The organism is Crossiella sp. NPDC003009 (assembly GCF_053591555.1).
On sequence record NZ_JBSFUA010000007.1, the window covers coordinates 243,226 to 267,672 of the forward strand.

Below are 24,447 nucleotides of genomic sequence, written 5' to 3' on the forward strand. Positions count from 1 at the left end.
CACCGTTCCTCGTCAGTCCAGCGTGAACGGGTCGTACCGGATCCGGTCCAGCGGCGTGCCCGCGACCAGCATCCGGGACACGGTGGCCCTGATCATCGCCGGGGAGCCGCAGACCAGCACGTCCCGGTCGTTCCAGGCGCCGTAGCGGGTGACCACGTCGGCCAGCGTGCCGTGCTCCACCCCGCGTGCGCCGGGGTCGGACTCCAGCACCGGGACCACGGTCAGCCACGGGTTGCCCATGGCCAGGCGCTGCACGCTGTCCAGGTCGTACAGGTCGCCGCGGGCGCGGCCGCCGTAGAACAGGTGCACCTTCGGGTTCTCCCCGTAGGCCGCCATCTCGTCCAGCATCGCCCGCATCGGGGCCACGCCGGTGCCGCCGGCCACCATCAGGATGTCCCGCTTGCTGGTGCGGTCGATGCCCATCCGGCCCATCGGCGGGCCGATCCGCCAGGTGTCGCCGATCTGGGTGTGGCCGACCACCGATCGGCTCACCCAGCCGTTGTTCACCGCGCGGACGTGGAACTCCATCACGCCGTCCGGGCTGGGCGCGTTGGCCGGGGAGAAGTAGCGCCAGAGCCGGGGGCGCTGCGGGGTCTCCACGCTGAGGTACTGCCCGGCGCGGTAGGGAATCGGGTGGTCTGGCTTGAGCCGGACCACGGCCAGGTCCCAGCTGAGCCGCTGGTGCTCGATCACGCTGGCGGTCCAGAACGCCGGGTTGTCGTCGGCGGCCGCGGACTCCAGCATGGTCTGGGCCATGATCGTGTAGGCCTCGGCCCAGGCCCGTTCCACGGCAGGGGTCCAGGCCTCCCCGGCGAACCGCTTGATCGCGGCCAGCAGGGCGGTGCCGACCGCCTCGTAGTGCACCGAGACCACACCGAACTTGCGGTGGTCGCGGCCGAGCTGCTTGAGGAAGGGCACCAGGTCGTCCGGGCGGTCCACCATCTGCACGACGTGGACGAGGGCGCGCAGCAAGCGACTGCGCTGCACCTCCATATTGGCCGGGAACAGCTCACGGGTGGTCGGTGCGAGGCTGAAGAGCATCCCGTAGAAGAACTGGGCTACTTCCTCGGCGCGCGGCTCGATCACCGCGAAGCTCTCGCGGATCAGGCGCACCATCGCGGTGACCCCTGGCGGCGGTTCCCGGTGCGGGGGTTGGGTCGGGTTGAGCACGGCGTTCGCGGTCATAGTCCGGGCGCAGTCTTCTCCACGTTGTTCGGCACGCCCATCCGACGCACCGATGGTGACCAGCATCCCCCGACAGAGTTGGACATTAACCCCTCCCTCGGGTCATCGGAGCCTTGATGCCACGTTCGAGTGCAATTTGCTTACTGCGTGTGTACATGTGCTCCGCGCAACGGGCGAGCGTACGCGGGGCGATGTGCGTGACCACACCTCCTCGTGACACGGTGGGCACCGTGATGCCCGACACTCCGGTCCCGACCGGCACTGCCGATCCTGACCTGTTGCTACTGGAGCTGTCCGATTCACCGGCCCGTGTCACTTCGGCGGCGGCGGTCGTGCCCGGTGATCACACACGGCAGCAGCCGGTCACGTCCAGTGTGCCAGGCGAGGAATCCGCGGACGCCGCTCGCAGCGCGACGAGCGGTAATGAGTCTTCGGTCGCGCTTACCCGCCAACTGGACGCGCCCACCAGGGTGATCGCGCGTCCGGTGCCCCAGAGGGCCGTCGGCGTGGAGACCACCAGGCGGATCGAGCTGCCCCCGCGCGGCCTCGCCGGACCGGCCGACCCACTGCCGCCCGCACCCGCTGGCCTGCCCGGATCCCGTGGCGAGCACCTCCTGCAGCGGGCCTTCGGCACCGAGTCCAGGGCCGCCCGGTTCTACTCCGACCAGGTGCTCGACCGGCTCAACCCGACCATGGTCGAGTTCGTGGCGCGGATGGAAATGCTGTTCGTGGCCACCGCGGATGGTCACGGAGAGTGTGATTCTTCGCTCCGTGCCGGGCCGCGCGGGTTCATTCAGGTGCTCGACGAGAAGCACATCGCCTACCCGGAGTACCGGGGCAACGGCGTGCTGGCCAGTCTGGGCAACATCAGTGAGAACCCGCACATCGGCCTGCTGATGATCGACTTCGTCAGCGACCTGATCGGCCTGCACGTCAACGGCCGGGCCCGGATCGTCGACGACGGCGACCTGCGCGCCGAGCACCCGGAGCTGCCCTCGGACTTCGAGCGCGGCCGCACCCCGGAACGCTGGGTAGTGGTCGAGGTCGAGGAGGCCTACGTGCACTGCCGCAAGCACATCCCGCGGATGATGCCGGTGCTGCGCGACCGGGACTGGGGCACCGACGACGTCAAGCGCAAGGGCGGCGACTACTTCGACGCCAAGGCGCTGCCCAAGCCCTGGCAGGACTCCACCGGGTCTTGACCTGCCCTGAGTACGGTATGTCCCGGTTCTGGGGGCAGGCCGGGCAAAGGGAGAACAGTGGACAGCGACGACCCGGTTCGCCGGCGGGCGGCCGAGGCGGTGGAGCGCGAGCTCGCGCTGCTGATGCGCCGGTCCAGGAGCATGGCCATGTCCCTGGCCGCCCGGATCCACCCCGAGCTGGACTCCGCGGCCTACGCGCTGCTGCTGCTCATCGACGACCGGGAGTCGGTGCGCGCCACCGACCTGGTGGAACAGCTCGGCCTGGACAAGTCCACGCTGAGCAGGCAGATCGCCCAGCTGCACCGGCTGGCGCTGGTGGAGCGGGTGGCCGACCCGCACGACGGCAGGGCCAGGCTGGTGCAGCTGACCGCTTCCGGCCGGCAGCGGCTGGCTGAGGTGCGGCAGGAACGGCGCGGCAAGCTGCGCGAGCACTTCCGCACCTGGAGCACCGGTGACCTCGATGTGTTGTCGACTTTGCTCGGCCGGCTGAACCAGGATCTCTGAGTCTCTTCCCGAAGGTGTGACGGAGCCCTCACTCGCTACCGACCGTAAAAAGGTTGCTATCTGCAACTAACGAGTTATAGTTGCGTCAAGCAACCATGGGGGTGGTCGGTGTGGACCCACGACCCGATTCCGTCTTCGAGCTGCTGCGGCAGGTCAAGAGCCTGGTCCAGATCCGGCACGCGATCGCGCAGCGGGTCTGGCAGGACGACGGCGAACTGCATCTGGCCGCGGTGGGCCTGCTCGCCGAGCTGGTGGTCAACGGACCACGGCGCAGCGGCGAGATCGCCCAGGAACGCGCGGTGGACCCCTCCGTGGTGAGCAGGCAGGTGGCCCAGCTGCAACGCGCCGGCCTGGTGGAACGCCAGGTCTCGCCGACGGACGGGCGGGCCATGGTGCTCAGCGCGACCCCGGCCGGGACCGCGCTGATCGAGCGGTGGAAACAGGAGCAGACCGAGTGGATGCGGAGCGCGCTGTCGGACTGGCAGGACGAGGACCTGGTGCTGGCGAGCGCCCTGATCGAGCGACTCGGCAGGGACCTGCGCGGCGGGCTGTGCCTGCCGAGGGCGGCGGCCACGGCGTGAGCGTGGCCGAGCCGCGCGACCCGGAGGCGCTGGCCCCGATGTCGCACCGGGAGATCCTGCGCGCGCTGACCGGCCTGCTGCTCTCCCTGCTGGTGGCCATCCTCAGCTCCACCATCGTGACCAACGCGCTGCCCACCATCCTCAAGGACCTGCACGGCACCCAGGGCCAGTACACCTGGGTGGTCACCGCGACCCTGCTGGCGGCCACCGCGACCACCCCGATCTGGGGCAAGCTGGCCGACCTGTTCAGCAAGAAGCTGCTCTACCAGGTGGCCATCGGCCTGTTCGCGCTCGGCTCGGTGCTGGCCGGGATCGCCACCTCGATGCCGGAGCTGATCGCCTACCGCGCGGTGCAGGGCCTGGGCGTCGGCGGCCTGCAGGCGCTGGCCCAGGTGGTCATCGCGGCCATGGTCAGCCCGCGCGAGCGCGGCCGCTACGCCGGGTACACCGGCGCGGTGATCGCGGTGGCCACGGTCAGCGGGCCGCTGGTCGGCGGCTTCATCGTGGACACCCCGTGGCTGGGCTGGCGGTTCTGCTTCTTCCTGGTGGTGCCGCTCGCGCTGGCCGCGATGGCGGTCATCCACAAGACCCTGCACCTGCCGGTGCTGCGCCGCCGGGTGCGCATCGACTGGCTGGGCGCCACGCTAATCATCGGCGGGGTCAGCCTGCTGATGCTGTGGGTCTCCTTCGCCGGCAAGGACTTCAACTGGATCTCCCCGGCCAGCGGGTTGTACCTGCTCGGCGCGGTGGTCACGCTCGGCCTCGCGCTGCTGGTGGAGTCCAGGGCGGCCGAGCCGGTGGTGCCGCTGCGGCTGTTCCGGGACCGCACCGTGCTGCTCTCGGTGCTGGCCAGCCTGGGCATCGGCACCGCGATGTTCGGCGCCTCGGTGTTCATCGGCCAGTACTTCCAGCAGGCCCGCGGCTTCACCCCGACCGTGGCCGGGCTGCTCGGCATGCCGCTGGCCCTGGGCTACGTGCTCACCTCGACCTGGTCCGGCCGCCGGATCACCCGCACCGGGCGGTGGAAGGTCTACCTGGTGGCGGGCGCGGTCGCGCTGTTCGCCGGCCTGGCGCTGCTGGCCACCATCACGCACACCAGCCCGGTCTGGCTGCTCGCCTGCTACCTGCTCGTTGTCGGCGTGGGCATGGGCCTGACCATGCAGAACCTGGTGCTCGCGGTGCAGAACGCGGTGCCGGTGACCGACCTGGGCGCGGCCAGCTCCTCGGTGATGTTCTTCCGCTCGCTGGGCGGCGCGGCCGGGGTCTCCGTGCTCGGCGCGGTGCTGGCCGGGCGGGTCGGCCAGCTGGTCGGGCACGGTGAGCCGGTGCGGGACGCCCAGGGCGATGCCAGCGGACTGGTGTTCCTGATCGCCGCGGCGCTGGCGCTGGTGGCCCTGGTGGCCATCGCGCTGATCAAGGAGGTGCCGCTGCGCGACAACACGTCAGGCTCCACAGGTGAACACACAGCTGTCCCCAATCCTGTGGACAACCCTGGGGATGCTGTGGACAACCGGGCTGCGGCGGTGGACAGGCTGTTGACGCCTGATCGGCGCATCAGTGCAGTTGGGGGCAGGTTTGCCCAGGTTGTGGAGGGCTGTCGGCGGACGGTGGACAAGCCTGTGGACAACCCTGTGTAAAACCGCTCTGAGCTGGGGATGAGCGCCTGTGGACAACTAACCCGCCGTTTTCCCGGTGTTCATACCCGCAGCTCGGCCGGGAACTCGGTGCCGCGCAGCTCCGGCGGCAGGTGGCCGACGTCGTTGTAGGCGACCACCACGGCAGGCCGGCCCGGCCGGTAGAGCAGCACGGAGAGCCCGCAGTTGTAGTCGGCCAGGTTCAGCCAGGCGTGCTCGGGCGCGCCCATGGCCACCGCCACGAAGTGCCGGATCAGGTTCCCGTGCGTGACCACCAGCTCCCGCCGGTCCGCCTCGGCGGCTCCGGCGTAGCGGGTCAGCGCGGCCGCGGCCTGGGCCGGACCCTCCTCGGCGAGCACCTGCGGGGTCAGCCCGGCGAAGAACTCGGCCTGGGCCGGGGTCAGCAGCTCCGGCCCCGGCACGCTCGGGATGCACTCCCGCAGCAGGTCGGCGGGGTGGTGCGGCGCGCCGTGGAGCTGTTCGGCGAGCACCTTCACCGTCTCGGCGGCCCGGGGTGAGGTGCTGTGGTGCACCGCGGCGAAGGGCACCCCGGCCAGCCGCGCGGCGGTCAGCCCGGCCTGGCGACGGCCGCGTTCGGTGAGCGAGCCATCCTCGGCCGCCTCGCCGTGCCGGAGGAGGTAGAGCAGTCGGTTCGCCATATCTTGTGGGACGTGTGGCCCGGATCTCGGTTGCCAGATTTTGGGTTGAGCGGAACACGCTCAACTTTTCTGACGTTATCCCTATGACGGACCCCGTGCGATGAGGTGAGGGATGGACGCTTTCAACCCGACCACGAAGACCCAGCAGGCGATCTCCTCGGCGGTGCAGGCCGCCGGTGTGGCCGGAAACCCCGATGTTGGGCCGGTGCACCTGCTGGGCGCGCTGCTCGCGCAGGCCGACGGCCTCGCGGCGCCGCTGCTGGCCGCGGTTGGCGCCGACACCGCGCGGGTCCGGCCCGAACTGGACCGGCTCGCCCAGCAGCTCCCGTCGGCCACCGGCGCGACGGTCTCCGCCCCGCAGTTCTCCAGGGAGAGCCTGCGGGTGCTCACCCACGCCCAGCAGCTGGCCACCGAGATGAACGACGAGTTCGTCTCCACCGAGCACCTGCTGGTCGGCCTGGCCGCCGAGGGCGGCACCGTGGCCGACCTGCTGCGCAGGCACGGCGCGAGCCCCGAGGCGCTGCGCGAGGCCTTCGACAAGGTGCGCGGCTCGGCCAGGGTGACCAGCGCCGACCCGGAGAGCACCTACCAGGCGCTGGAGAAGTACGGCGTCGACCTGACCGAGCGCGCGCGCAAGGGCGAGCTGGACCCGGTGGTCGGCAGGGACGCCGAGATCCGCCGGGTGGTGCAGGTGCTGTCCAGGCGCACCAAGAACAACCCGGTGCTCATCGGCGAGCCCGGTGTCGGCAAGACCGCGATCGTGGAGGGCCTGGCCCAGCGGATCGTGGCCGGTGACGTGCCGGAGTCCTTGCGCGGCAAGCGGGTGGTCTCGCTGGACCTGGGCGCGATGGTGGCCGGGGCCAAGTTCCGCGGCGAGTTCGAGGAACGGCTCAAGGCGGTGCTGAAGGAGATCACCGACTCCGCCGGCCAGGTGGTCACCTTCATCGACGAGCTGCACACCATCGTCGGGGCGGGTGCCACCGGCGAGGGCGGCGCGATGGACGCGGGCAACATGATCAAGCCGATGCTGGCCCGCGGCGAGCTGCGGCTGGTCGGCGCGACCACGCTGGACGAGTACCGCAAGCACATCGAGAAGGACCCCGCGCTGGAGCGGAGGTTCCAGCAGGTGCTGGTCGGCGAGCCCAGCGTGGCCGACGCGATCGGCATCCTGCGCGGGCTCAAGGAGCGCTACGAGGTCCACCACGGCGTGCGGATCACCGACGGCGCGCTGGTCGCCGCGGCCACCCTGTCCGACCGCTACATCACCGCGCGCTTCCTGCCGGACAAGGCCATCGACCTGGTGGACGAGGCCGCCTCCCGGCTGCGGATGGAGATCGACTCCCGGCCGGTGGAGCTGGACGAGGTCGAGCGGGCGGTGCGGCGGCTGGAGATCGAGGAGATGGCGCTGTCCAAAGAGGACGATGCCGCGTCCAAGTCCCGGCTGGCCACGCTGCGCGCCGAACTGGCCGACCGGCGCGAGCAGCTGGCCGAGCTGACCGTGCGCTGGAAGGGCGAGAAGAACGCCATCGACCGGATCCGCGAGCTGAAGGAGCAGCTGGAGCAGCTGCGCGGCGAGTCGGAGCGGGCCGAGCGGGACGGCGACCTTGGCCGGGCCGCCGAGCTGCGCTACGGCCGCATCCCGGCGCTGGAGAAGGAGCTGGAGGCGGCCACCGCGGTCACCGAGGACAAGCAGGCCATGCTCAAGGAGGAGGTCACCGCGGACGACGTGGCCGATGTGGTCTCCGCGTGGACCGGCATCCCGGCGGGCAGGCTGCTGGAGGGCGAGACCGCCAAGCTGCTCCGCATGGAGGAGGCCATCGGCGCCAGGGTGGTCGGCCAGGCCGAGGCGGTGCGCGTGGTCTCCGACGCGGTGCGCCGCGCCCGCGCCGGGGTCGCCGACCCGGACCGCCCGACCGGCTCGTTCCTGTTCCTGGGCCCCACCGGCGTGGGCAAGACCGAGCTGGCCAAGGCGCTGGCGGAGTTCCTCTTCGACGACGAGCGGGCCATGATCCGCATCGACATGAGCGAGTACGGCGACAAGCACACCGTCGCCCGCCTGGTCGGCGCCCCGCCCGGCTACGTCGGCTACGACCAGGGCGGCCAGCTCACCGAGGCGGTCCGGCGGCGGCCGTACAGCGTGGTGCTGCTGGACGAGGTGGAGAAGGCGCACCCGGACGTCTTCGACGTGCTGCTCCAGGTGCTCGACGACGGCAGGCTCACCGACGGCCAGGGCCGCACGGTGGACTTCCGCAACACCATCCTGGTGCTCACCTCGAACCTCGGCTCGCAGGTGATCGCGGACGCCACCATGTCCGAGCTGGCCCGCAAGGACGCGGTGCTCGCGGTGGTGCAGCGGCACTTCAAGCCGGAGTTCCTCAACCGGCTGGACGACGTGGTGGTCTTCCACGCGCTGGCCACCGAGGAGCTGACCTCCATTGTGGACATCCAGGTGCGCAGGCTGGCCAAGCGACTCGCTGAGCGCAGGCTGACCCTGGACGTCACCGAGTCGGCCAAGGGCTGGCTGGCCCTGCAGGGCTTCGACCCGGTCTACGGCGCCCGCCCGCTGCGGCGGCTGGTGTCCTCGGCCATCGGCGACCAGCTGGCCCGCAAGCTGCTGGCCGGGGAGATCACCGACGGGGACAAGGTCCTGGTCGACGTCCGCGACGACAACTCGGGCCTGGATGTGGCCAAGGGTTAGCGCCAGGGCCGTGTCCGGAATCGGTGCGGCCCACTCCGCCAGACGGGTGGGCCGCACCCACGCGGGTCCGACATTAGGGCCAATTGGTGCCTACTGGACCGAATGTGATCTCGGCTATGGCGGCTCGCACCGCTAGGCTGCGGGTGTGGGCGTACCTGCGTGGATCTGGTTCTCGGTGGCCGTGCTGGCGGCCATTGCCGGCGCGGTCTTGCTCGGCACGGACCGGGCGCAACGCACAGCGCGCAACCGGGAGCGGCGCCGCTGGGCCGCGTTGCGCGGTTGGCGGTTCACCGACGAGGACCAGGTGCTGCTCACCCAGTGGAAGCACGGCGGGTTGGCCTACTCCAAGCAGGGTGTCGCCGTTGACGTGGTCACCGGCTCGATGTTCACCGCGGACGGCCGCCGCCTGGTGCAGGTGCTCGACCACCAGCAGTCCAGCAAGGTGACCATGGTGATCGCCGCGGTCCGGATGCGCCGCACCGTGCCTACCATCCTGGAGCTGTGGGAGCCCAGCGTCCCGTTCGCCCGCGAGCGCGAGGCCGAGCTGGACCTCTACGGCCCGGTCGGCAACCGCTATGGCTTCACCACCGACATGGCCATCGTGCACCCGCTGATCACGCCCGACTTCGTGGACACCATCGACGAGATCGGCGACGACATCATGGTGGTCTGGCTGGAGGGCTCCTGGGTGCTGGCCGCCGCCCCGCCGAACGCCGACCCGGCCCGGCTGGAGCGACTGCTCAGCGACCTCGGCGAGGTGGCCGACTTCGTGGACCCGTTCGACGTGGACGCCGACGACAGCGCGACGCCCTCGGCCGACGGCTCCCAGCACACCCCGCACTGACTCAGACCTCGCCCTCGAAGCGGAGCTCGTCCCGGCTGTGGCGGGTGATCGCCTTGAGCTGGAGCACGCCCGGCTGGTCGGGCAGCCGGATCCAGTGCTCGACCCGCACCGAACCACCGGGCGGGATCGGCTTGTCCGTCTCCGCCCCCTCGCTGCCCTTCTCGGTGACGTCCTCCGGCGGTTTCACCACCTCGTCCGAGCCGTGCGCGACGAACGAGGGGTAGAAGGACAGATCCTGGTACTCCAGCGGGGCCTTGCCGGGGTTGGCCACGGTCACGGTGAACCGCAGCACGCGGGTGCCGGGCACCCGCTCCTCCGCGGTCAGCTCGGCCTGCGGGACCGGCTTGAACTCCGCGATGGTGAACCTGGTGCCCGAGGGCAGGGCCAGCTCGGCGCCGAACCCGGTGCCCGGCGGGTCGCCGAAGCGGACCACCGTGCTGGTGGGCGGCGCTGGTGACGGCGGTGCGGGCGACGGGTCCGGGGTGCAGGCGGCCGTGGTCAGCGCCGCGAGGGCGAGCGGCAGCGCACCGCGCCGGGCGCTCACACCTCTCCCTCGAAGTAGACGTCGGCGTGGTCGGGCAGCAAGATCGGCTTCAGCCGGAGCGAACCCGGTTTCGCGCTCAGGCCGAAGGCCCGCCGGAGCTTGGTCAGCTTGCCCGGCGGCAGGTCCGGCACGCCGATCGAGGTGTCCGGTCCGTGCAGCGTGGTGACCTCGACCGTCTCCTGGCCGCCCTGCTCGGTGAACGAGCCGAAGCTCGACGCGTGCAGGTTGGTCAGGGGCTTGCCGGTGTTGTTGGTGATGGTCACGGTGAAGACCACCGCGCGCGGGTGCTTGGTCTGCTCTTCGTCGAGGACCTTGCCCGGGGTCTCCACCGCCTCGCCGAACTTGCCCACCTGGGGGGCCGCGGTGGTGGGCAGGGCCAGCCGCGGGAAGGTCGGGGTGACGGTGACCGGAGTCGGCATCGGGATGATGGTGCAGGCCGTCGAGCCGAGTAGCAGCGTGCCGGTTACAACGATGGAAACTGCACGCATGGTGATACCCCCAGTGATGTGCGTGTTACCGGTCAGACCTCGCCGGCGAAGGTGACGTCCTGGTACTTCACGCCCTGGTCCGGCGAGGCCGCGACCAGCAGGGTGCCCGCCTGCTCGCCCACCGCGAAACCGATCCGCACCTCGATGCTGCGGCCCGCGGGCAGCTCCGGCGCGTCCGGGCTGATGCCCAGCTTGCCCGCCTTGTCCACCAGCGGCTCGGCGTCGGCCACCCGGCCGGTGCCGCGCTCGGTGAAGGTGCCGTCCAGCTTGGTCAGCGGCAGGCGCAACGGGGTGCTGCCGCCGTTGCTCAGGGTCAGGGTCAGCTGCACGCCGCGGCGGCCGGGGCCGACCAGCGGGGACCGCAGCGGGCTCGGCCGGGAGAAGGCCACCGCCACGCCGTCGGACCAGCTGTAGCGCTGGCCGAACTGGGCCGTGCGCGGTGTGCTCGCGGTGTGCCGGTCGGTCTCCTGGTTGGCGCCCGGCTCCTCGGCCACCGAGGGCGCGCAGGCCGTGCTGCCCAGCGCCAGGCCGCAGATCGCGGTCACGAGTACCGCACGCTTCATGGTGTTGCCCCCTCGATCACCCATGATCGCCCCCCAGCGGCCATTGTTTCGCCGGTCAACTTCGTGGTCACGATATTCGGCCCGAACGGGCAGACCTGCGGACCGGGCCTTGACGGCTCAGGCGGTGCCCTCGAAGACCGCCTTGGGCTGGTTGCCGAGCAGGTCGGGGGCCACCTCCACGCGCAGCGGGCCGGGCTGCTCCGGCAGGCCGAAGGCCACCGTGCCCTGGAAGGTCTGCCCCGGCGGCAGGTCCGGGGCGTCCAGGCCGATGCCGACGTTGGCCGCGGGATCGCGGATGCTGGGCGCCTTGGCCGCCTCCGGGTCGCTGATCCCGGCGCGGCGGGCGGCGAAGACCATGATCGCCGGCTTGACCGCGCGCTCGGTGCGGTTGACCAGGGTGATCGCGAAGGACACCACCCGGCCCACCTCCGGGTACAGGCCGCGGGCCTGCTCGGACAGGGTGTGCGGGGTGGCCGGGCCGAGGGTCAGCTCCAGGCCGCTCGGCCAGCTGAACCGGCCGCCGAAACCGGGAATCGCCGGGGTGGTCGAGGTGGCGGGCGCTGGTGGTGGTGTCGGTTTGGGCAGCAGGGTGAGGCCGCAGCCGCCCAGCAGGCTCACGGTGACGATCATCAGCGCCGACATGGTTTTCCGCATGCACGCCCCCCAGGTGCCGATCACCTACATGGGTGAATTCGTCCCGTTATATCCACTTCGTTACCTGTTCTCCACCCCGCGCGCCGACCGGTAGGTTTCTCGGCATGCCGACCGCGCTCGTGACCGGACCCACCGCAGGCATCGGCGCGGCCTTCGCCCGCCGCCTGGCCGCCGAGGGACACGACCTGGTGCTGGTCGCCCGCAACGCGCAGCGCCTCGGCGAGCTCGCTGAGGCGCTCACCGCCAAGCACGGCGTCAAGGTCGAGGTGCTGGCCGCCGACCTGGCCGACCCGGCCCAGCGCGAGCAGGTGGAACAGCGGCTGCGCTCGGACTCCGCCCCGGTCGACCTGCTGGTCAACAACGCCGGCCTGGGCACCGGCAAGGACTTCCTGGACAACACCGCTGAGGAGCTGCTCGGCCAGCACGAGGTGAACGTGACCAGCGTGCTGCGGCTGACCCACGCGGTGCTGCCCGGCATGCGCGCCCGCGGCAGCGGCGCGGTGATCAACGTCTCCAGCGTGGCCGGGTTCTTCCCCGGCCGCGGCTCGACCTACAGCGCGGGCAAGAGCTACGTGACCCTGCTCTCGGAAGGCCTGGCCATGTCGCTGGCCGGCACCGGGGTCAAGGTGATGGCGCTGTGCCCGGGCTTCACCCGCACCGAGTTCCACCAGCGAGCCCAGATCGACATGTCCGGCACGCCGGGGTTCTTCTGGCTGGACGCCGACCGGCTGGTGCACGACAGCCTGGCCGACCTGCGCGCGGGCAAGGTCGTCTCGGTGCCCGGCGTGCAGTACAAGGCGCTGGTCGCGGTCAGCAAGATCCTGCCGAGGGCGCTGCTGCGCCGGCTGGCCTCCCGGGTCGGCGGCGGTCGCGGGCGCACCTGATCCACCATGGCCGCGCTGGTGCTGTTGTCCCTGGCCTTCCTGGCCGCCCTGGTGGTCGGGGCGGTCTTCCTGCTGGTGTGGGCGAACCGCAGGCAGCAGCAGCGGCAGGCCGAGCTGACCGTGGCGGCGGCCTCGATCGGCTGGCAGCACGGCTGGACCGAGCCCAAGTTGCTGCGGGACCGGTTCACCGTGCGGAACTCGCCGTTCGGCCCCGGCCTGCCCAGCGGTGAGTCGATCACCGGCGCGCACCGGGGCCTGCCGCTGCTCGCCTTCCTCGCCCAGGTCAACGAGCGGGTGCACGAGGCCCAGTCCACCACGGACTTCGTCGTGGTGGCGCTGCCGCTGCCCGCGCCGGTGCCCGAGCTGACCCTGGTGCGCAGGCGGCCGGGGCAGGGCCTGCTCCGGGTGTTCGGCACCCGGCGGCAGCCCACCGGCGACGCGGTGTTCGACGACGCCTTCTTCGTCGAGTGCGCGGACCCCGGCTTCGTCGCGCACCTGCTCACGCCGCAGGTCCGGCAGTGGCTCTGGCACCACCCGCACTCGCGGGAGGTGAGCTTCCGGTACGGGCCGAGTGATCTTGTGGTGTGGTGGCCTGGCCGGTTCGAGCTGCCCGCGGTGCGGTGGCTCGCGGACTACGCCTGCGAGCTGATGTGCTTAGCTGACGCCTCGTGACCTCCCAGATCAACCCCCAGGCCAAGGCCGAGCTGGCCGCCCTCGTGCGTGAGCTGGCCGTCGTGCACGGCAAGGTGACGCTGTCCTCCGGCAAGGAGGCCGACTACTACGTCGACCTGCGGCGGGCCACCCTGCACCACGCGGCCGCCCCGCTGATCGGCCGCCTGCTGGCCCAGCTGACCGCAGACTGGGACTACGCCGCCGTCGGCGGGCTCACCCTGGGCGCCGACCCGGTGGCCACCGCGATGATGCACGCCAGCGTGGCCGACCCCGGCCTGCGCACGGTGGACGCGTTCGTGGTGCGCAAGGAGCAGAAGGCGCACGGCATGCAGCGCGCGGTCGAGGGCGCGGACGTGGTGGGCAAGCGGGTGCTGGCGGTGGAGGACACCTCGACCACCGGCGGCAGCGTGCTGACCGCGGTGCGCACCCTGCGCCAGGTCGGCGCCGAGGTCATCGGCGTGGCCACCGTGGTGGACCGGGGCACCGGCGCGCGGGAGGCGATCGAGGCCGAGGGCCTGCCCTACCGCTACCTGCTCGACCTGGCCGACCTGGGGCTCTGACACCGGTGTTCGTGGACGAGCCGGGGCCCACCGAGTGGGGCGCGGAGCAGGTCGGCGTCGGTCCGTGGGCCGGGCCCGCGCCGGATGATCCGCGCCTGGACCCCGAGCTGCTGGCCGAGGGCGACCGCCGCAACGTGGTGGATGCCTACCGGTACTGGCGGCGGGAGGCGGTCGTAGCCGACCTGGACGCCCGGCGGCACGGCTTCCACGTGGCCATCGAGAACTTCCAGCACGACCACAACATCGGCACCGTGGTGCGCACCGCGAACGCCTTCGCGGCCAAGGCGGTGCACATCGTCGGGCGCAAACGTTGGAACCGGCGCGGCGCCATGGTCACCGACCGGTACCAGCACGTGCACCACCACGAGGACGTCCCGGCGCTGGCGGCCTACGCGCGGGAGCACGGCCTGACCGTGGTCGGCGTGGACAACACGCCCGGCGCGGCCCGGATCGAGACGGTGACCCTGCCGAGGGACTGCGTGCTGCTGTTCGGGCAGGAGGGGCCAGGCCTCACCCCGGCGGCGGCCGGGGCCGCGGAGCTGACCGTGTCCATCGCGCAGTTCGGCTCCACCCGCTCGATCAACGCCGGGGTGGCCGCCGGGATCGTGATGCACGCCTGGGTGCGGGCGCACGCGGATCTCGACACGGCCTGGTGAGTTTCCCGGAGCGTCGGCCCTCGCTTGCCGGGTTCGGCCGCCGTCCGCGCGGACCATGGGCGGATGGGTGGCAGTCGGATCGGCCGGAGCGGTGACCGGCCCGAGCTGTGGGCGGCGCGCGCGGCGGTGGCCGAGCGCGCGGTCTGCGCGCGGCAGCTGCGCAGGGGCCTGCTGACCGGCCGCCTCACCGAGCTCGACGTCTGGCCGGCGGGCCGGTTACGCCGGGGCCGCCGCTCGCCGTGGCGGGCCACCCTGCTGGACTGCGCGGTGGACGCCTGGCTGCGCGCGCCCACCGCCGACCGGCAGGCCCGGCTGACCGGGCTGGTCCGCGGCCTGCGGGTGCGGCCGAACCGGCTGGGCAACGCCGAGCTGGCCACCCTCACGCTGGCCCTGCACCGCGCGCACAGCAGGGCGGGCGCGCCCGGTCGGCCCGCGCTGACCAAGCCCGCGCTGCGACGGCTGCGGAAGAGCTGGAGCGACCACGCCGGTGGCGGCCTGTGGTCGGACGAGCCTGCCGGGCGCAAGGACGCGCTGGTCAACGGCGCGGCCGCGCTGCTGTTCGCCCAGCTGGCCACCGAGGGCGGGGAAAAGGCCGACCTGCACCGCGCCCGGTCCACAGTGGACTGGGTGCTGCACCACCTGCTGGACGACGGCCTGGTGGTGACCGGGCTGAGCGTCGCGCCGGACGGCGGGGTCGGCGCGGTGGACCGGACGATCACCTTGCCCGGCAACGCCTACCTGCTCGGCGCCTGCGCCAGGCTGGCGGTCAGCACCGGTGAGCGCGGCTGGCCGGCGGTCACCGCCCGGCTGGTCACCGCGGTCACCGACCGGCTGGCCGACGCCGACCACGTGCTGCGCGGCAGCGGGCCCGGACCGGCGCTGGGCCTGCTCTCCCGCAACCTGGCCTCGGCCGCGCTCGCGCTGCGCGACGACCCGGCCGCGGACCGGGCCGCCCAGGTGGTCTTCGGCTCGGCCGAGGCGGCCTGGCGCCACCGCGCGGTGGCCAGGGGCGGGCCGCTGTTCGGTCCGGAGTGGACGGTGCCGGCCATCTCGCCGGCCGAGCGCCCGCTGGCCGGTGACCCCGGCGCGCCCGTGCCGCGCGCGGAGCGGCAGCTGTCCACGCAGCTCGCGGGCTGGCTGGCGCTGGAGTCGGCCGCGCTGCTGGAACGCGCCGGCTTCGCCGACCGCGGCTCTGCCCGCCGCCCCCGCACCCTCTAAACTGCCGCTCCGTGCGCGTCCTGGTGATTGGCTCCGGTGCCCGAGAGCACGCCCTGCTGCTTGGCCTGTCCCGCGATCCCGCGGTGACCGCCCTGGCGTGTGCCCCCGGCAACGCGGGCACCGCCTCCGTCGCGGAGAGCTACGGCGTGGCGGCGACCGACCCGGCCGCGGTGACCGCGCTGGCCAAGGAGTTCAACGCCGACCTGGTCGTGGTCGGGCCGGAGGCGCCGCTGGTGGCCGGGGTGGCCGACGCGGTGCGCGCGGCCGGGATCCCGTGCTTCGGGCCGTCCAGGGAGGCGGCCAGGATCGAGGGCTCCAAGGCCTTCGCCAAGGACGTGATGGCCGCGGCCGGCGTGCCCACCGCGCACAGCGAGATCGTGGACAACCCGGCCAGGCTGGACGCCGCGCTGGCCCGGTTCGGCCCCACCTGGGTGGTCAAGGACGACGGGCTGGCCGCGGGCAAGGGCGTGGTGGTCACCACGGACCTGGACACCGCCCGCGCGCACGCGATGACCCTGCTCGACGGCGGCCACCCGGTGCTGCTGGAGTCCTTCCTGGACGGGCCGGAGGTCTCGCTGTTCTGCCTCACCGACGGCCGGACCGTGCGGCCGCTGCTGCCCGCGCAGGACTTCAAGCGGGTCGGCGACAACGACATCGGCCCGAACACCGGCGGCATGGGCGCCTACGCCCCGCTGCCGTGGGCCGCCCCCGACCTGGTGGACGACATCGTGGCCACGGTGGCCCAGCCGGTGGTGGACGAGCTGGCCAAGCGCGGCACCCCGTTCCAGGGCCTGCTCTACGCGGGCCTCGCGGTCACCTCCGAGGGCCCCTCGGTGATCGAGTTCAACTGCCGCTTCGGCGACCCGGAGACCCAGGTCGTGCTGGCTCTGCTGCGCACCCCGCTGGCCGGGCTGCTGCTCGCGGTGGCCGAGGGCAGGCTGGCCGAGCAGCCGGAGCTGGACTGGGCCGAGGGCTCCGCGGTCACCGTGGTGGTCGCGGCCGAGGGCTACCCTGGCCTGCCGCGCACCGGCGACGTGATCACCGGCGCGGACGCCGAGGGCGTGCTGCACGCGGGCACCCGCCGCCGCGAGGACGGCGCGGTGGTCTCCGCCGGCGGCCGGGTGCTGTCCGTGGTCGGCACCGGCGCGGACCTGGACGAGGCCCGCGCGGACGCCTACCGCCGGGTCGACGGGGTGCACCTGACCGGTTCACACCACCGAACGGACATTGCGCTGAAGGCGGCACAGGGCGCGCGCTGACGCCCTACCCTGCCCAGTGTGGGGATGGTCAGGTTCAACCGGGACGCGCTGGAGAGCTGCCGCACCACAGTGGCCGGTCAGGCAGGGCAGTTCGGCGCGGTCGGGGACCGCTTCCCGCAGGGCGGGGCGAACGCGGCCATGTTCGGCAAGCTGGCCGACTCCGGCGCGCTGGCCCAGGCGCTGGACGCGCTGGACAAGTCGATGAACGCCGAGTTCGAGGCGGCTCAGACGCTGCTCGGCAAGGTGGAGCGGGCCCTGGACGCGGTGCAGCGCACGGTGGAGGACACCGAGCGGGCCAACGCGTCAGGGGTCAGCCGGTGAGCGCGCGGGACGCGGTCGCCGCACTGCCCGGCGGGCAGGCGCTGGCCGAGATCTGCGACAAGGTCAACGGCGACCCGGAGGCCATCCGCGCGGTGGCCACCCGCTGGACCGAGGCCGCCACCAGCGCGGGCGAGTGCGCGGGCAAGGTCAAGGGCGCGGTGTCCGGGCTGGACGCCGCCTGGCAGGGCAGCTCCGCGGACGGCTTCGTCGGCTACATGGGCAAGTTCAACGCCGCCGCCACCTCGGCGCAGACCACCCTCACCCAGGCCGCCGGCGACCTGCGTGCTGCCGCGGACGCGCTGGCCGGCGCCGAGCAGTCGGTGAACACCATCTGCGAGAACCTGCTCAGCCGGGTCCGCACCTTCAAGCAGCAGAACCGCAACCAGCCGGACGAGGACGTCCGCCCGGTGATCGAGGGCTTCGTCAAGGAGGCGGTCAGCGACGCCCAGCCCAAGGTCACCGAGGCCGAACAGGCGCTCAAGTCCGCGCTGGGCGCTCTTCGCGGGCGTGTCGCGAACCCCAGGTTCTCCACCATGGACGCTCCCGACGGGCAGCCGTTCACACCGGCCCAGGGCAAGAAGGTGGACTGGCAGCCGAGCCCGGAGCCCAAGAAGGAACAGCCACCGGCTGAGCGTCCGCGGGAGACCGGCGGCGGATCCGGTGGCGGGGGTGGTGGTGGCGCGACGGGCGGCGGTGGTGGCGGCGGCCTTGGTCCCAGCGGAGCCCCGCCGCCCGGGGGTGGCCCCGCGCCGCAGGGGCAGGTGGCGGAGTGGATCAACCAGGCGATCGAGATCCTCAAGGCGCAGGGTTATCCGGTGGACAAGATGAACCCGAACGACATCTGGATGATCATTCAGAAGGAGTCCGGCGGGAACCCGCACGCGATCAACAACTGGGACTCCAACGCGGCCAAGGGCACGCCGTCCAAGGGGCTGATGCAGACCATCGACCCGACCTTCGACCGGTGGTCGCTGCCGGGGCACAAGGACATCTGGAACCCGGTGGACAACATCATCGCGGGGATCCGGTACTCGGTTGAGCGGTATGGGTCGGTGTCGAGCGTGCCCGGGGTCGTCGGGATGAAGACCGGATCGGGTTACCGCGGCTACTAGCCGCTGTTTAGGCTGCGGCCATGGCTCAGCCGACTTCCCTGTTCTCCGTCGCCGCCCGTGCCGACATCCCGCCGTTCCACGTCATGGACGTGGTGTCCGCGGCGGCCAAGCGGCAACGCGAACGCGGGGACGTGCTCTCGCTGGCCGCCGGGCAGCCGTCCAGTCCCGCGCCGGCGCCGGTGCGGGCGGCGGCGGCTGAGGCGCTGGCCAAGCAGACGCTGGGCTACACCGAGCAGCTGGGCATCCTGGAGCTGCGGTCGGCGATCGCGGGGCACTACGGGCGAACCTACGACCTGGATGTGAACCCGGACGACGTGGTGGTCACCACCGGGTCCTCCGGTGGGTTCCTGCTGGCGTTCCTGGCCACCTTCGACCCTGGCGACCGGGTCGCGCTGACCAGGCCCGGTTATCCGGCCTACCGCAACATCCTGCGGGCGCTGGGCTGCGAGGTGGTGGAGCTGCCGTGTGAGCACGAGACGCGGTTCCAGCCGACCGTGGAGCTGCTGGAGTCGCTCGACCGGCCGATCAAGGGGCTGATCGTGGCCAGCCCGGCCAACCCGACCGGGACCGGGCTGGAACCGGCGGAGCTGGCGCGGATCGCGGAATGGTGTGCGGCCAACGGGGTTCGGCTGGTCAGCGATGAGATCTACCACGGGATCAGCTACGGCCAGCCGCTCGGCTGTGCCTGGCAGACCTCGCGGGAGGCGATCGTGGCCAACAGCTTCTCCAAGTACTTCGCGATGACCGGGTGGCGGCTGGGCTGGTTGTTGCTGCCCGCCGGGCTGCGGCGCGCGGTGGACTGCCTGACCGGGAACTTCACCCTGTGCCCGCCCGCGCTGTCCCAGTACGCCGCGGTGGCCGCGTTCACCGAGGAGTCCTACGCCGAGGCCGACGCGCACGTGGCCCGCTACCGCACCAACCGGGACCTGCTGCTCTCCGGCCTGGCCGGGCTGGGCATCGACCGGGTGGCCCCGGCCGACGGCGCGTTCTACGTCTACGCCGACATCGGTCACCTCACCGAGGACTCGATGGCCTTCTGCCGCGGGCTGCTGGCCGACACCGGGGTCGCGGTGGTGCCCGGCATCGACTTCGACCCGGTGCACGGCAACCGGTTCATCCGGCTGTCCTTCGCCTCGGCCACCGCGACCATCACCGAAGCGGTGCAGCGCATCGGGAGCTGGCTGCCCACGCTGTGACCCGGCGGCCATCCGATACCCGACCAACGGCGCGGCAGCAGCGGAAAATCCGCGCCTAGCGTCGGGGCGTTCCTCCCTCACCGTCCAGAAAGGACGATCGGATGCGCGCCTCGACCTTCCTGCGCCGCCTGGCCGCCACCGCCGCGATCACCGCGGTCGCCGGGTTCGGCCTGTCCGCTCCCGCGATCGCCGAACCGGTGGCGACCAGCGGTCCCGTCATGTCCCTGAGCGCCGACGAGCTTTCCGTCGCGCAGCAGGGGCTGCGGCACCAGTTCACCAAGGAGGAGACCCAGTTCCTCTACGACGCGGCCAAGACCGGTGGCGAGACCCTGGTGTCGCTGGGCTGTAGCGCGATCGTGCCCGCGCCGGCCAACGCGCTGTGCGCGCCGGTGGCCAAGTTCGTGGTGAACCTGGTGGCCTCGCCGTTCAACCCCAAGGGCCGTTGCCTGGCGCTGTGGGCCGACCTGGCGGAGTTCCCGCCGATCGGAGCGAAGTACAACGAGTGCTGATCAGCCGGAGTCGGTGCCGGTGCCGCGCACTCCCGCCGACGGCCAGCCGCAGCCGCCCTCGCGGTCCGAGCGCAGCTTGACCGACAGGTGCGACATCACGTCGCCCAGCGCGTCGATCTGGCCCGGGGTGAGCTGGTCGATCAGCGCGGCCCGCACCGTTTCCACATGGCTGGGTGCGAAGCTCTCCAGCGCGGCGAAACCCTCGTCGGTGAGCACCGCGAAGTAGCCCCTGGCGTCATCCGGCACGGCCTCCCGGCGCACCCAGCCGCGCTGCTGCAGGCGGTCGATCACATGGGTGAGCCTCGGCCGGGCCGCCACCACCTGCGCGGCCAGGTCGGCCAGCCGGATCCGCCGCTGCGGGGTCGCGGACAGCCGGACCAGCACCTCGTACTCGAAGTGCGTGATGCCGTGGTCCCGCCGCAGCTGCTGGGCAACCCGTTCCTCCACCAGGCGGCTGGCGTCCAGGAAGTGGACCCAGGCGCGCATCTGGGACTCGTTCAGCCAGCGCGGTTCGCTCACCACGTCATTATCGCGGTGAGCGCCGCGTGGAACTCCGCCACCCGTTCGATCGTTCATCGTCTGAGAGGTTGTGGAGGGGAGAACGTTATGTTGATGATCCTGGGGATCTTGCTGGTCGGCTGGATCGTGCTGTCCGTGATCGGGTTCGTGGTCAAGGGACTGTTCTGGCTGGCCATCGTGGGCGGAGTGATCTTCCTGGGCGCCACCGCGGTGGCCTGGGTCAAGAAGCAGAACCGCCAAATCCACTGATCCGCCCGGTCAGGTAGGCGCGGGCGTCCGCCGCTCCCGTCCACAGCCTGGCGTCCAGCCCGGCGGCCAGCGCGCCGTCGATGTTGACCTGTCGGTCGTCGAAGAACACGCACTTCTCCGGGGCGGCGTCCAGCCTGCGCAGCAGCTCGGCCCAGATCTCCGGGTCCGGCTTCGCGCACTTCAGGTCGCCGGAGAAGATCAGCGTGCGGAACTTGCCGGACCAGGGGCGCAGCTCGACCGCGCGCCCGAACGAGGCCGGGGCGTTGGACAGCAGGGCCAGCGCGACCCCGGCCTCGTGCAGCTCGGTGAGCAGCGCCTCCGCCTCGGGCTCGAAGACCAGCCAGCCCTCGCCGTCGGCCTTGGTCAGCGCGGCCACCGTCTCCTCGTCCACCTCGACGCCGAGCCGGGCGCCCACCGCGCGCCAGTACTGCGACTCGGGACAGCCCCGGTCGTAGGCCTCCCGCTCGGCCCAGTAGGCGGGCTCGAACTCCGCCGCGGCCACCCCCAGCTGCTGAGCCAGCTCGGGCAGGGCCGCGGTCTTCGTGCTCAGGACCTCGCCGTAGTCGAAAACCACCCAGTACAAAGGTCTCTCCCCTAGCTCGCCCTGCTCTGGTTGCGCAGCACGTCCTCCTGCTCGACCCGCCGCAGCACCTCGACAATGCCAGCCCGGTCCACGTCCCGGTGGGTGACGAAGCGCACCTGCCCGGCCATCGGCGTGGCCAGCACCCCGGCTCCGGTCAGCCTGCGCAGCGCCAGTTCCAGGTCCGGCGCCCCGGCCAGCACGATGTTGGTCTGCGGCTGGCGCACCGACCAGCCCAGCTCGGTCAGCCCGTCGGCCAGCAGCCGCGCGTTCGCGTGGTCCTCGGCCAGCTCGCCCACCCGCTCCAGCGCGAGCAGCCCGGCCGCGGCCAGCACCCCGCCCTGGCGGACCCCGCCGCCGAGCATCTTGCGCACCCGCCTGGCCTCGGCCACCAGCTCCGCCGAGCCGGCCAGCACCGAGCCCACCGGCGCGCCCAGCCCCTTGCTCAGGCAGGCCTGCACCGAGTCCGCGCCCACGGTCAGCGCCGCGGGCGGCACCTCAAGGGCCACCGAGGCGTTCCAGATCCGGGCCCCGTCCAGGTGCACCCGCAGCCCGGCCTGCCGGGCTGCGGCCACCAGCCGGGTGTGTTCCTCGATCGGCACCACCGCGCCACCGGCCGCGTTGTGCGTGTTCTCCAGGCACAGCAGCGAGGTGCGCAGCGCGTAGTACGGGCCCGGCGGGCCGGCCGCCGCGCGCACCGCCTCCGGCGCGATCCGGCCGGGGCCCAGCTCCCAGGGCAGCTCGGCAGGCATGCCACCGGCCAGCCAGGCCGGCGCGCCCAGCTCGTTCTGCAGCACGTGCGCGTCCTTGGCGGCCAGGAAGCGGTCGCCGCGGCGCAGGTGGATCATCAGCGCGATGATGTTGCCCATGGTGCCGCTGGGCACCCACAGCGCCTCGGCCGTGCCGAGCAAGGCGGCGGCGCGCTCCTCGAGGGCTCGCATGGTGGGGTCGCGGTCCAGGACGTCGTCACCGACCTCGGCGGCGGCCATGGCCGCGCGCATCCGGTCATCGGGCTTGGTGACGGTGTCCGACCGGAGGTCGATCGGGGCGGAATAGGTCACGATACGATCACACCACACTCGCCGCCGCGGATCGAGCGGCGAATGCCCAGCTCGCGGGCTCGGACACGCGGGGGGTGACGTGGATCTCCTGCCCGGTCCGTGCAACCGTTGTGCGCAGTTGTTTCGTCCAGTAGGTGCAAGCAGACGAGCGGAGAGTTCCGCGTGGACCATCACGAGGAGCAGGAGTTCGCCGAGTACTTCCTCGCCAGGCGCGATGCGGTGCGACGGACGGCCTACCTGCTCTGCGGCGACTGGCACCGGGCGGATGACCTGGCCCAGACCGCGTTCGTCGCGTTGCACCGGCGCTGGCGCAAGGTCCGGGACAAAGGTGCCCTGGACGCTTACGTCAGACGCACGCTGGTGCGGGCGTCGATCGACGAGTCCCGGCGGCCGTGGCGGCGCGAACGCGTCGTGGACGAGCTGCCGGAGACCCCGGTGAGCACACCGGAGGTCGGTGACTCGGTGGCCACCAGGTCGGCTCTGCTCGACGGCCTGCGCAAGGTGCCGCCGCGGCAACGCGCGGTGCTGGTGTTGCGGTTCCTGGAGGGCCTGGACGTCTCGGCCGCGGCCAAGGCGCTCGGGTGCACCGAGGGCACCGTGAAGAGTCAGACCGCCCGGGGGCTCGATGCCCTCCGGGAGGCGCTGGGAGACGCACTGGACGATCTGAGGTCCGCCACATGAGCGGGATCATCGGATCGAGGAGGTGGATGTAGGTGGACGAGCACAAGCTCGCGGACGCCTTCCGCGATGCCGTGCGCGAGGTGCCACCGCCGTCCTTCAACGAGCAGGACGTGGTCACCGCCTCGCACCGGGCGAGCGCGCGGCAGCGGAAGCTGGTCCTGAGCGGATCGACTTTCGGTGTGGCGCTGCTGGTCGGTGGCACGCTGGTGGTGACGAACCTGTTCGGTCCGGGGCAGACCCCGAACACCGCGTCATCGGGGGAGCTCACGGCCGAAGGGTCCGTCTTCGGCGTCCCCCCGCAGGAGAACAGCACCGGCGGCCAGGCAGGCCCCGGTACCGATCGCGCCCAACCCAAGACCTCGCCTGAGCCGTCCAAGCAGGGGGACGGCTCAGCGAGCACCGGTCCTTCGATCGGTGGCACCGAAGGGTGCGGGATGGCGGACCGGGAGCTCGCAGCAGCCCTCGCCGTCGAGCTCCCGGCCGTCGCCGCACTCACCCCTGAACAGGCCCCGGCCGAGCTGTGCCCGCAGGGTTCCCGCGGGTTCTCGCTGAAGACGCCGGAGGGCACGCTGACCGTGTCCCTCGGCCAGGACTCCGGGCTCTCCCGCGACGGCGGCCGGGCCGACAGCGGCCCCGGCGGCACGCAGAGCTACACCGCGATCACCACCCACGGGGCGCCGCTGACCATCCACAGCGTGCCGCGCAAGCCGGGCGGCAAGCCGCCGTTCGCCGGCGACCTGGAGCGACTGGCGAAGAAGCTCTCCGACAAGTACTGAGCCCGCTTCTGGCACGATGGCTGGCTATGGCCGAGACCAGGCATTCCGCCAGCACGCCCAAGGGTGAGCGGCGGCGGCACGCGCTGATCGAGGCGGCCGCCGCGCTGCTGGCCGAGGGCGGCTTCGACGCCATCCGGCACCGCGCGGTGGCCGAGCGCGCCGAGCTGCCACTGGCCTCCACCACCTACTACTTCAGCTCGCTGGACGAGCTGGTCGCGGCCGCGGTCGAGCACGGCTCCCGGGCCGAGCTGAACGCCGCCAGGCAGTGCCTGGACGACCTGGCCGGGCGGGACCACCCGCTGTGCGCGGACGACCTGGTCGAGCTGGTGCTGGACCTGCTGCTGGGCCGCCTGTCCAGGGACGGTGGCCTGGAACCGGTGCTGCTGCGCTACGAACGCCTGGTCGGCAGTGCCAGGCGGCCCTTCCTCACCGACCTGATGCGCGGCCTCGGCGAGGAGCTGACGGCCCTGCTCACCGAGCTGTTCGCGCACTCCGGCACCCCGGTCGACCGGCCGCGGCTGGACGTGCTGGTCGCGCTGGTCGACGGCGCGGTGGTGAACGCGCTGATCGAGAGCAACCCCGATCCCAGGGACGCCGCCCGCCGGATGCTGCGGGCGAACCTGCCCGGCCGCGCCTGA

29 protein-coding genes are annotated in these 24,447 nt (G+C 72.2%); 20 read left to right on the plus strand and 9 right to left on the minus strand.

Annotated elements, in window-relative coordinates:
* Positions 1-12: 12 nt before the first annotated feature.
* Complete coding sequence (locus ACWDY5_RS10895; RefSeq protein WP_252483847.1) at positions 13-1,116, minus strand: FAD-binding oxidoreductase; 1,104 nt, start codon at positions 1,114-1,116, stop codon at positions 13-15.
* Between the two features lie 554 nt (positions 1,117-1,670).
* On the opposite strand from ACWDY5_RS10895, the gene ACWDY5_RS10900 reads away from it, so the two are divergent.
* The 4 genes from ACWDY5_RS10900 (at position 1,671) to ACWDY5_RS10915 (ending at position 5,109) form a co-directional block, all read left to right on the plus strand.
* Positions 1,671-2,387: a pyridoxamine 5'-phosphate oxidase family protein gene (locus ACWDY5_RS10900; RefSeq protein ID WP_449722046.1), complete on the plus strand. Its 717-nt coding sequence runs from the start codon at positions 1,671-1,673 to the stop codon at positions 2,385-2,387.
* A 57-nt stretch (positions 2,388-2,444) separates the two neighbouring features.
* A complete protein-coding gene (locus ACWDY5_RS10905) occupies positions 2,445-2,891 on the plus strand; it encodes a MarR family winged helix-turn-helix transcriptional regulator (RefSeq protein WP_449722047.1) in 447 nt (148 codons plus the stop codon).
* Positions 2,892-3,001: 110 nt separating this feature from the next.
* Entirely contained in the window at positions 3,002-3,472 is a 471-nt protein-coding gene (locus tag ACWDY5_RS10910) for a MarR family winged helix-turn-helix transcriptional regulator (RefSeq protein WP_449722048.1), read from the plus strand.
* Positions 3,473-3,510: 38 nt separating this feature from the next.
* Positions 3,511-5,109, plus strand: a complete 1,599-nt coding sequence (locus ACWDY5_RS10915; RefSeq protein WP_449722080.1) for an MFS transporter — start codon at positions 3,511-3,513, stop codon at positions 5,107-5,109.
* A gap of 59 nt (positions 5,110-5,168) precedes the next feature.
* Here ACWDY5_RS10915 and ACWDY5_RS10920 read toward each other — a convergent pair whose 3' ends face one another.
* Complete coding sequence (locus ACWDY5_RS10920; protein WP_449722049.1) at positions 5,169-5,765, minus strand: histidine phosphatase family protein; 597 nt, start codon at positions 5,763-5,765, stop codon at positions 5,169-5,171.
* Between the two features lie 112 nt (positions 5,766-5,877).
* On the opposite strand from ACWDY5_RS10920, the gene clpB reads away from it, so the two are divergent.
* The gene (gene clpB, locus ACWDY5_RS10925; RefSeq protein WP_449722050.1) at positions 5,878-8,463 is read left to right on the plus strand and encodes an ATP-dependent chaperone ClpB; all 2,586 of its coding nucleotides are present in this window, start codon (positions 5,878-5,880) and stop codon (positions 8,461-8,463) included.
* 145 nt (positions 8,464-8,608) lie between these two features.
* On the plus strand, positions 8,609-9,307 hold the full coding sequence (locus tag ACWDY5_RS10930) for a type III secretion system chaperone family protein (RefSeq protein WP_283662145.1): 699 nt from the start codon (positions 8,609-8,611) through the stop codon (positions 9,305-9,307).
* A 1-nt stretch (position 9,308) separates the two neighbouring features.
* On the opposite strand, the gene ACWDY5_RS10935 is transcribed toward ACWDY5_RS10930, so the two are convergent.
* From ACWDY5_RS10935 to ACWDY5_RS10950, 4 genes are all read right to left on the minus strand, one after another.
* The gene (locus ACWDY5_RS10935; protein WP_449722051.1) at positions 9,309-9,851 is read right to left on the minus strand and encodes a hypothetical protein; all 543 of its coding nucleotides are present in this window, start codon (positions 9,849-9,851) and stop codon (positions 9,309-9,311) included.
* Positions 9,848-10,270: a hypothetical protein gene (locus ACWDY5_RS10940; protein ID WP_449722052.1), complete on the minus strand. Its 423-nt coding sequence runs from the start codon at positions 10,268-10,270 to the stop codon at positions 9,848-9,850. The genes ACWDY5_RS10935 and ACWDY5_RS10940 overlap by 4 nt, the downstream gene beginning before the upstream one ends.
* Before the next feature lie 101 nt (positions 10,271-10,371).
* Positions 10,372-10,902, minus strand: coding sequence for a hypothetical protein (locus ACWDY5_RS10945; RefSeq protein WP_449722053.1), 531 nt, complete (start codon positions 10,900-10,902; stop codon positions 10,372-10,374).
* 117 nt (positions 10,903-11,019) lie between these two features.
* On the minus strand, positions 11,020-11,556 hold the full coding sequence (locus ACWDY5_RS10950) for a hypothetical protein (RefSeq protein ID WP_449722054.1): 537 nt from the start codon (positions 11,554-11,556) through the stop codon (positions 11,020-11,022).
* Between the two features lie 104 nt (positions 11,557-11,660).
* Here ACWDY5_RS10950 and ACWDY5_RS10955 point away from each other — a divergent pair, with 104 nt between their 5' ends.
* The 10 genes from ACWDY5_RS10955 to ACWDY5_RS11000 all read left to right on the plus strand — a co-directional run bounded on the left by ACWDY5_RS10955 (position 11,661) and on the right by ACWDY5_RS11000 (position 19,943).
* Entirely contained in the window at positions 11,661-12,440 is a 780-nt protein-coding gene (locus tag ACWDY5_RS10955) for an SDR family NAD(P)-dependent oxidoreductase (RefSeq protein ID WP_449722055.1), read from the plus strand.
* A gap of 6 nt (positions 12,441-12,446) precedes the next feature.
* Complete coding sequence (locus ACWDY5_RS10960; protein ID WP_449722056.1) at positions 12,447-13,112, plus strand: hypothetical protein; 666 nt, start codon at positions 12,447-12,449, stop codon at positions 13,110-13,112.
* Positions 13,109-13,672 carry an orotate phosphoribosyltransferase gene (gene pyrE, locus ACWDY5_RS10965; RefSeq protein ID WP_252483771.1) on the plus strand — a complete coding sequence of 188 codons (564 nt, stop codon included), beginning with the start codon at positions 13,109-13,111 and terminating at the stop codon, positions 13,670-13,672. Before ACWDY5_RS10960 ends, pyrE begins: the two co-directional genes overlap by 4 nt.
* 11 nt (positions 13,673-13,683) lie before the next feature.
* A complete protein-coding gene (locus ACWDY5_RS10970; RefSeq protein WP_449722057.1) occupies positions 13,684-14,328 on the plus strand; it encodes a TrmH family RNA methyltransferase in 645 nt (214 codons plus the stop codon).
* 63 nt (positions 14,329-14,391) lie between these two features.
* Positions 14,392-15,546, plus strand: coding sequence for a glycoside hydrolase family 76 protein (locus ACWDY5_RS10975; protein ID WP_449722058.1), 1,155 nt, complete (start codon positions 14,392-14,394; stop codon positions 15,544-15,546).
* 11 nt (positions 15,547-15,557) lie between these two features.
* Positions 15,558-16,805 (plus strand): phosphoribosylamine--glycine ligase, encoded by a 1,248-nt coding sequence (purD, locus tag ACWDY5_RS10980; protein ID WP_449722059.1) that lies wholly within the window; start codon positions 15,558-15,560, stop codon positions 16,803-16,805.
* 18 nt (positions 16,806-16,823) lie between these two features.
* The gene (locus ACWDY5_RS10985) at positions 16,824-17,126 is read left to right on the plus strand and encodes a hypothetical protein (RefSeq protein WP_252483775.1); all 303 of its coding nucleotides are present in this window, start codon (positions 16,824-16,826) and stop codon (positions 17,124-17,126) included.
* Positions 17,123-18,238 carry a WXG100 family type VII secretion target gene (locus ACWDY5_RS10990; protein WP_449722060.1) on the plus strand — a complete coding sequence of 372 codons (1,116 nt, stop codon included), beginning with the start codon at positions 17,123-17,125 and terminating at the stop codon, positions 18,236-18,238. The genes ACWDY5_RS10985 and ACWDY5_RS10990 overlap by 4 nt, the downstream gene beginning before the upstream one ends.
* 20 nt (positions 18,239-18,258) lie before the next feature.
* Entirely contained in the window at positions 18,259-19,434 is a 1,176-nt protein-coding gene (locus ACWDY5_RS10995) for a pyridoxal phosphate-dependent aminotransferase (RefSeq protein ID WP_449722061.1), read from the plus strand.
* Between the two features lie 101 nt (positions 19,435-19,535).
* Positions 19,536-19,943 (plus strand): hypothetical protein, encoded by a 408-nt coding sequence (locus ACWDY5_RS11000; protein ID WP_449722062.1) that lies wholly within the window; start codon positions 19,536-19,538, stop codon positions 19,941-19,943.
* Here the strand turns inward: ACWDY5_RS11000 and ACWDY5_RS11005 are convergent, their stop codons facing one another.
* Positions 19,944-20,462, minus strand: coding sequence for a MarR family winged helix-turn-helix transcriptional regulator (locus tag ACWDY5_RS11005; RefSeq protein WP_252483779.1), 519 nt, complete (start codon positions 20,460-20,462; stop codon positions 19,944-19,946). It abuts the gene before it with no gap.
* An 87-nt stretch (positions 20,463-20,549) separates the two neighbouring features.
* Between ACWDY5_RS11005 and ACWDY5_RS11010 the strand changes: the two genes are divergently transcribed.
* Positions 20,550-20,711 carry a hypothetical protein gene (locus ACWDY5_RS11010; RefSeq protein WP_283662129.1) on the plus strand — a complete coding sequence of 54 codons (162 nt, stop codon included), beginning with the start codon at positions 20,550-20,552 and terminating at the stop codon, positions 20,709-20,711.
* Here ACWDY5_RS11010 and ACWDY5_RS11015 read toward each other — a convergent pair.
* Entirely contained in the window at positions 20,683-21,285 is a 603-nt protein-coding gene (locus tag ACWDY5_RS11015) for an HAD family hydrolase (RefSeq protein ID WP_449722081.1), read from the minus strand. The genes ACWDY5_RS11010 and ACWDY5_RS11015 overlap by 29 nt on opposite strands.
* A gap of 20 nt (positions 21,286-21,305) precedes the next feature.
* A complete protein-coding gene (locus ACWDY5_RS11020; RefSeq protein ID WP_449722063.1) occupies positions 21,306-22,352 on the minus strand; it encodes a threonine aldolase family protein in 1,047 nt (348 codons plus the stop codon).
* 162 nt (positions 22,353-22,514) lie between these two features.
* Here ACWDY5_RS11020 and ACWDY5_RS11025 point away from each other — a divergent pair, with 162 nt between their 5' ends.
* Genes ACWDY5_RS11025 through ACWDY5_RS11035 form a run of 3 tightly spaced genes read left to right on the plus strand, consistent with a single transcriptional unit; the run spans position 22,515 to position 24,447 of the window.
* Entirely contained in the window at positions 22,515-23,033 is a 519-nt protein-coding gene (locus tag ACWDY5_RS11025) for a SigE family RNA polymerase sigma factor (RefSeq protein WP_252483783.1), read from the plus strand.
* A gap of 32 nt (positions 23,034-23,065) precedes the next feature.
* Positions 23,066-23,809: a hypothetical protein gene (locus ACWDY5_RS11030; protein WP_449722064.1), complete on the plus strand. Its 744-nt coding sequence runs from the start codon at positions 23,066-23,068 to the stop codon at positions 23,807-23,809.
* A 26-nt stretch (positions 23,810-23,835) separates the two neighbouring features.
* Positions 23,836-24,447 carry a TetR/AcrR family transcriptional regulator gene (locus ACWDY5_RS11035; RefSeq protein WP_449722065.1) on the plus strand — a complete coding sequence of 204 codons (612 nt, stop codon included), beginning with the start codon at positions 23,836-23,838 and terminating at the stop codon, positions 24,445-24,447.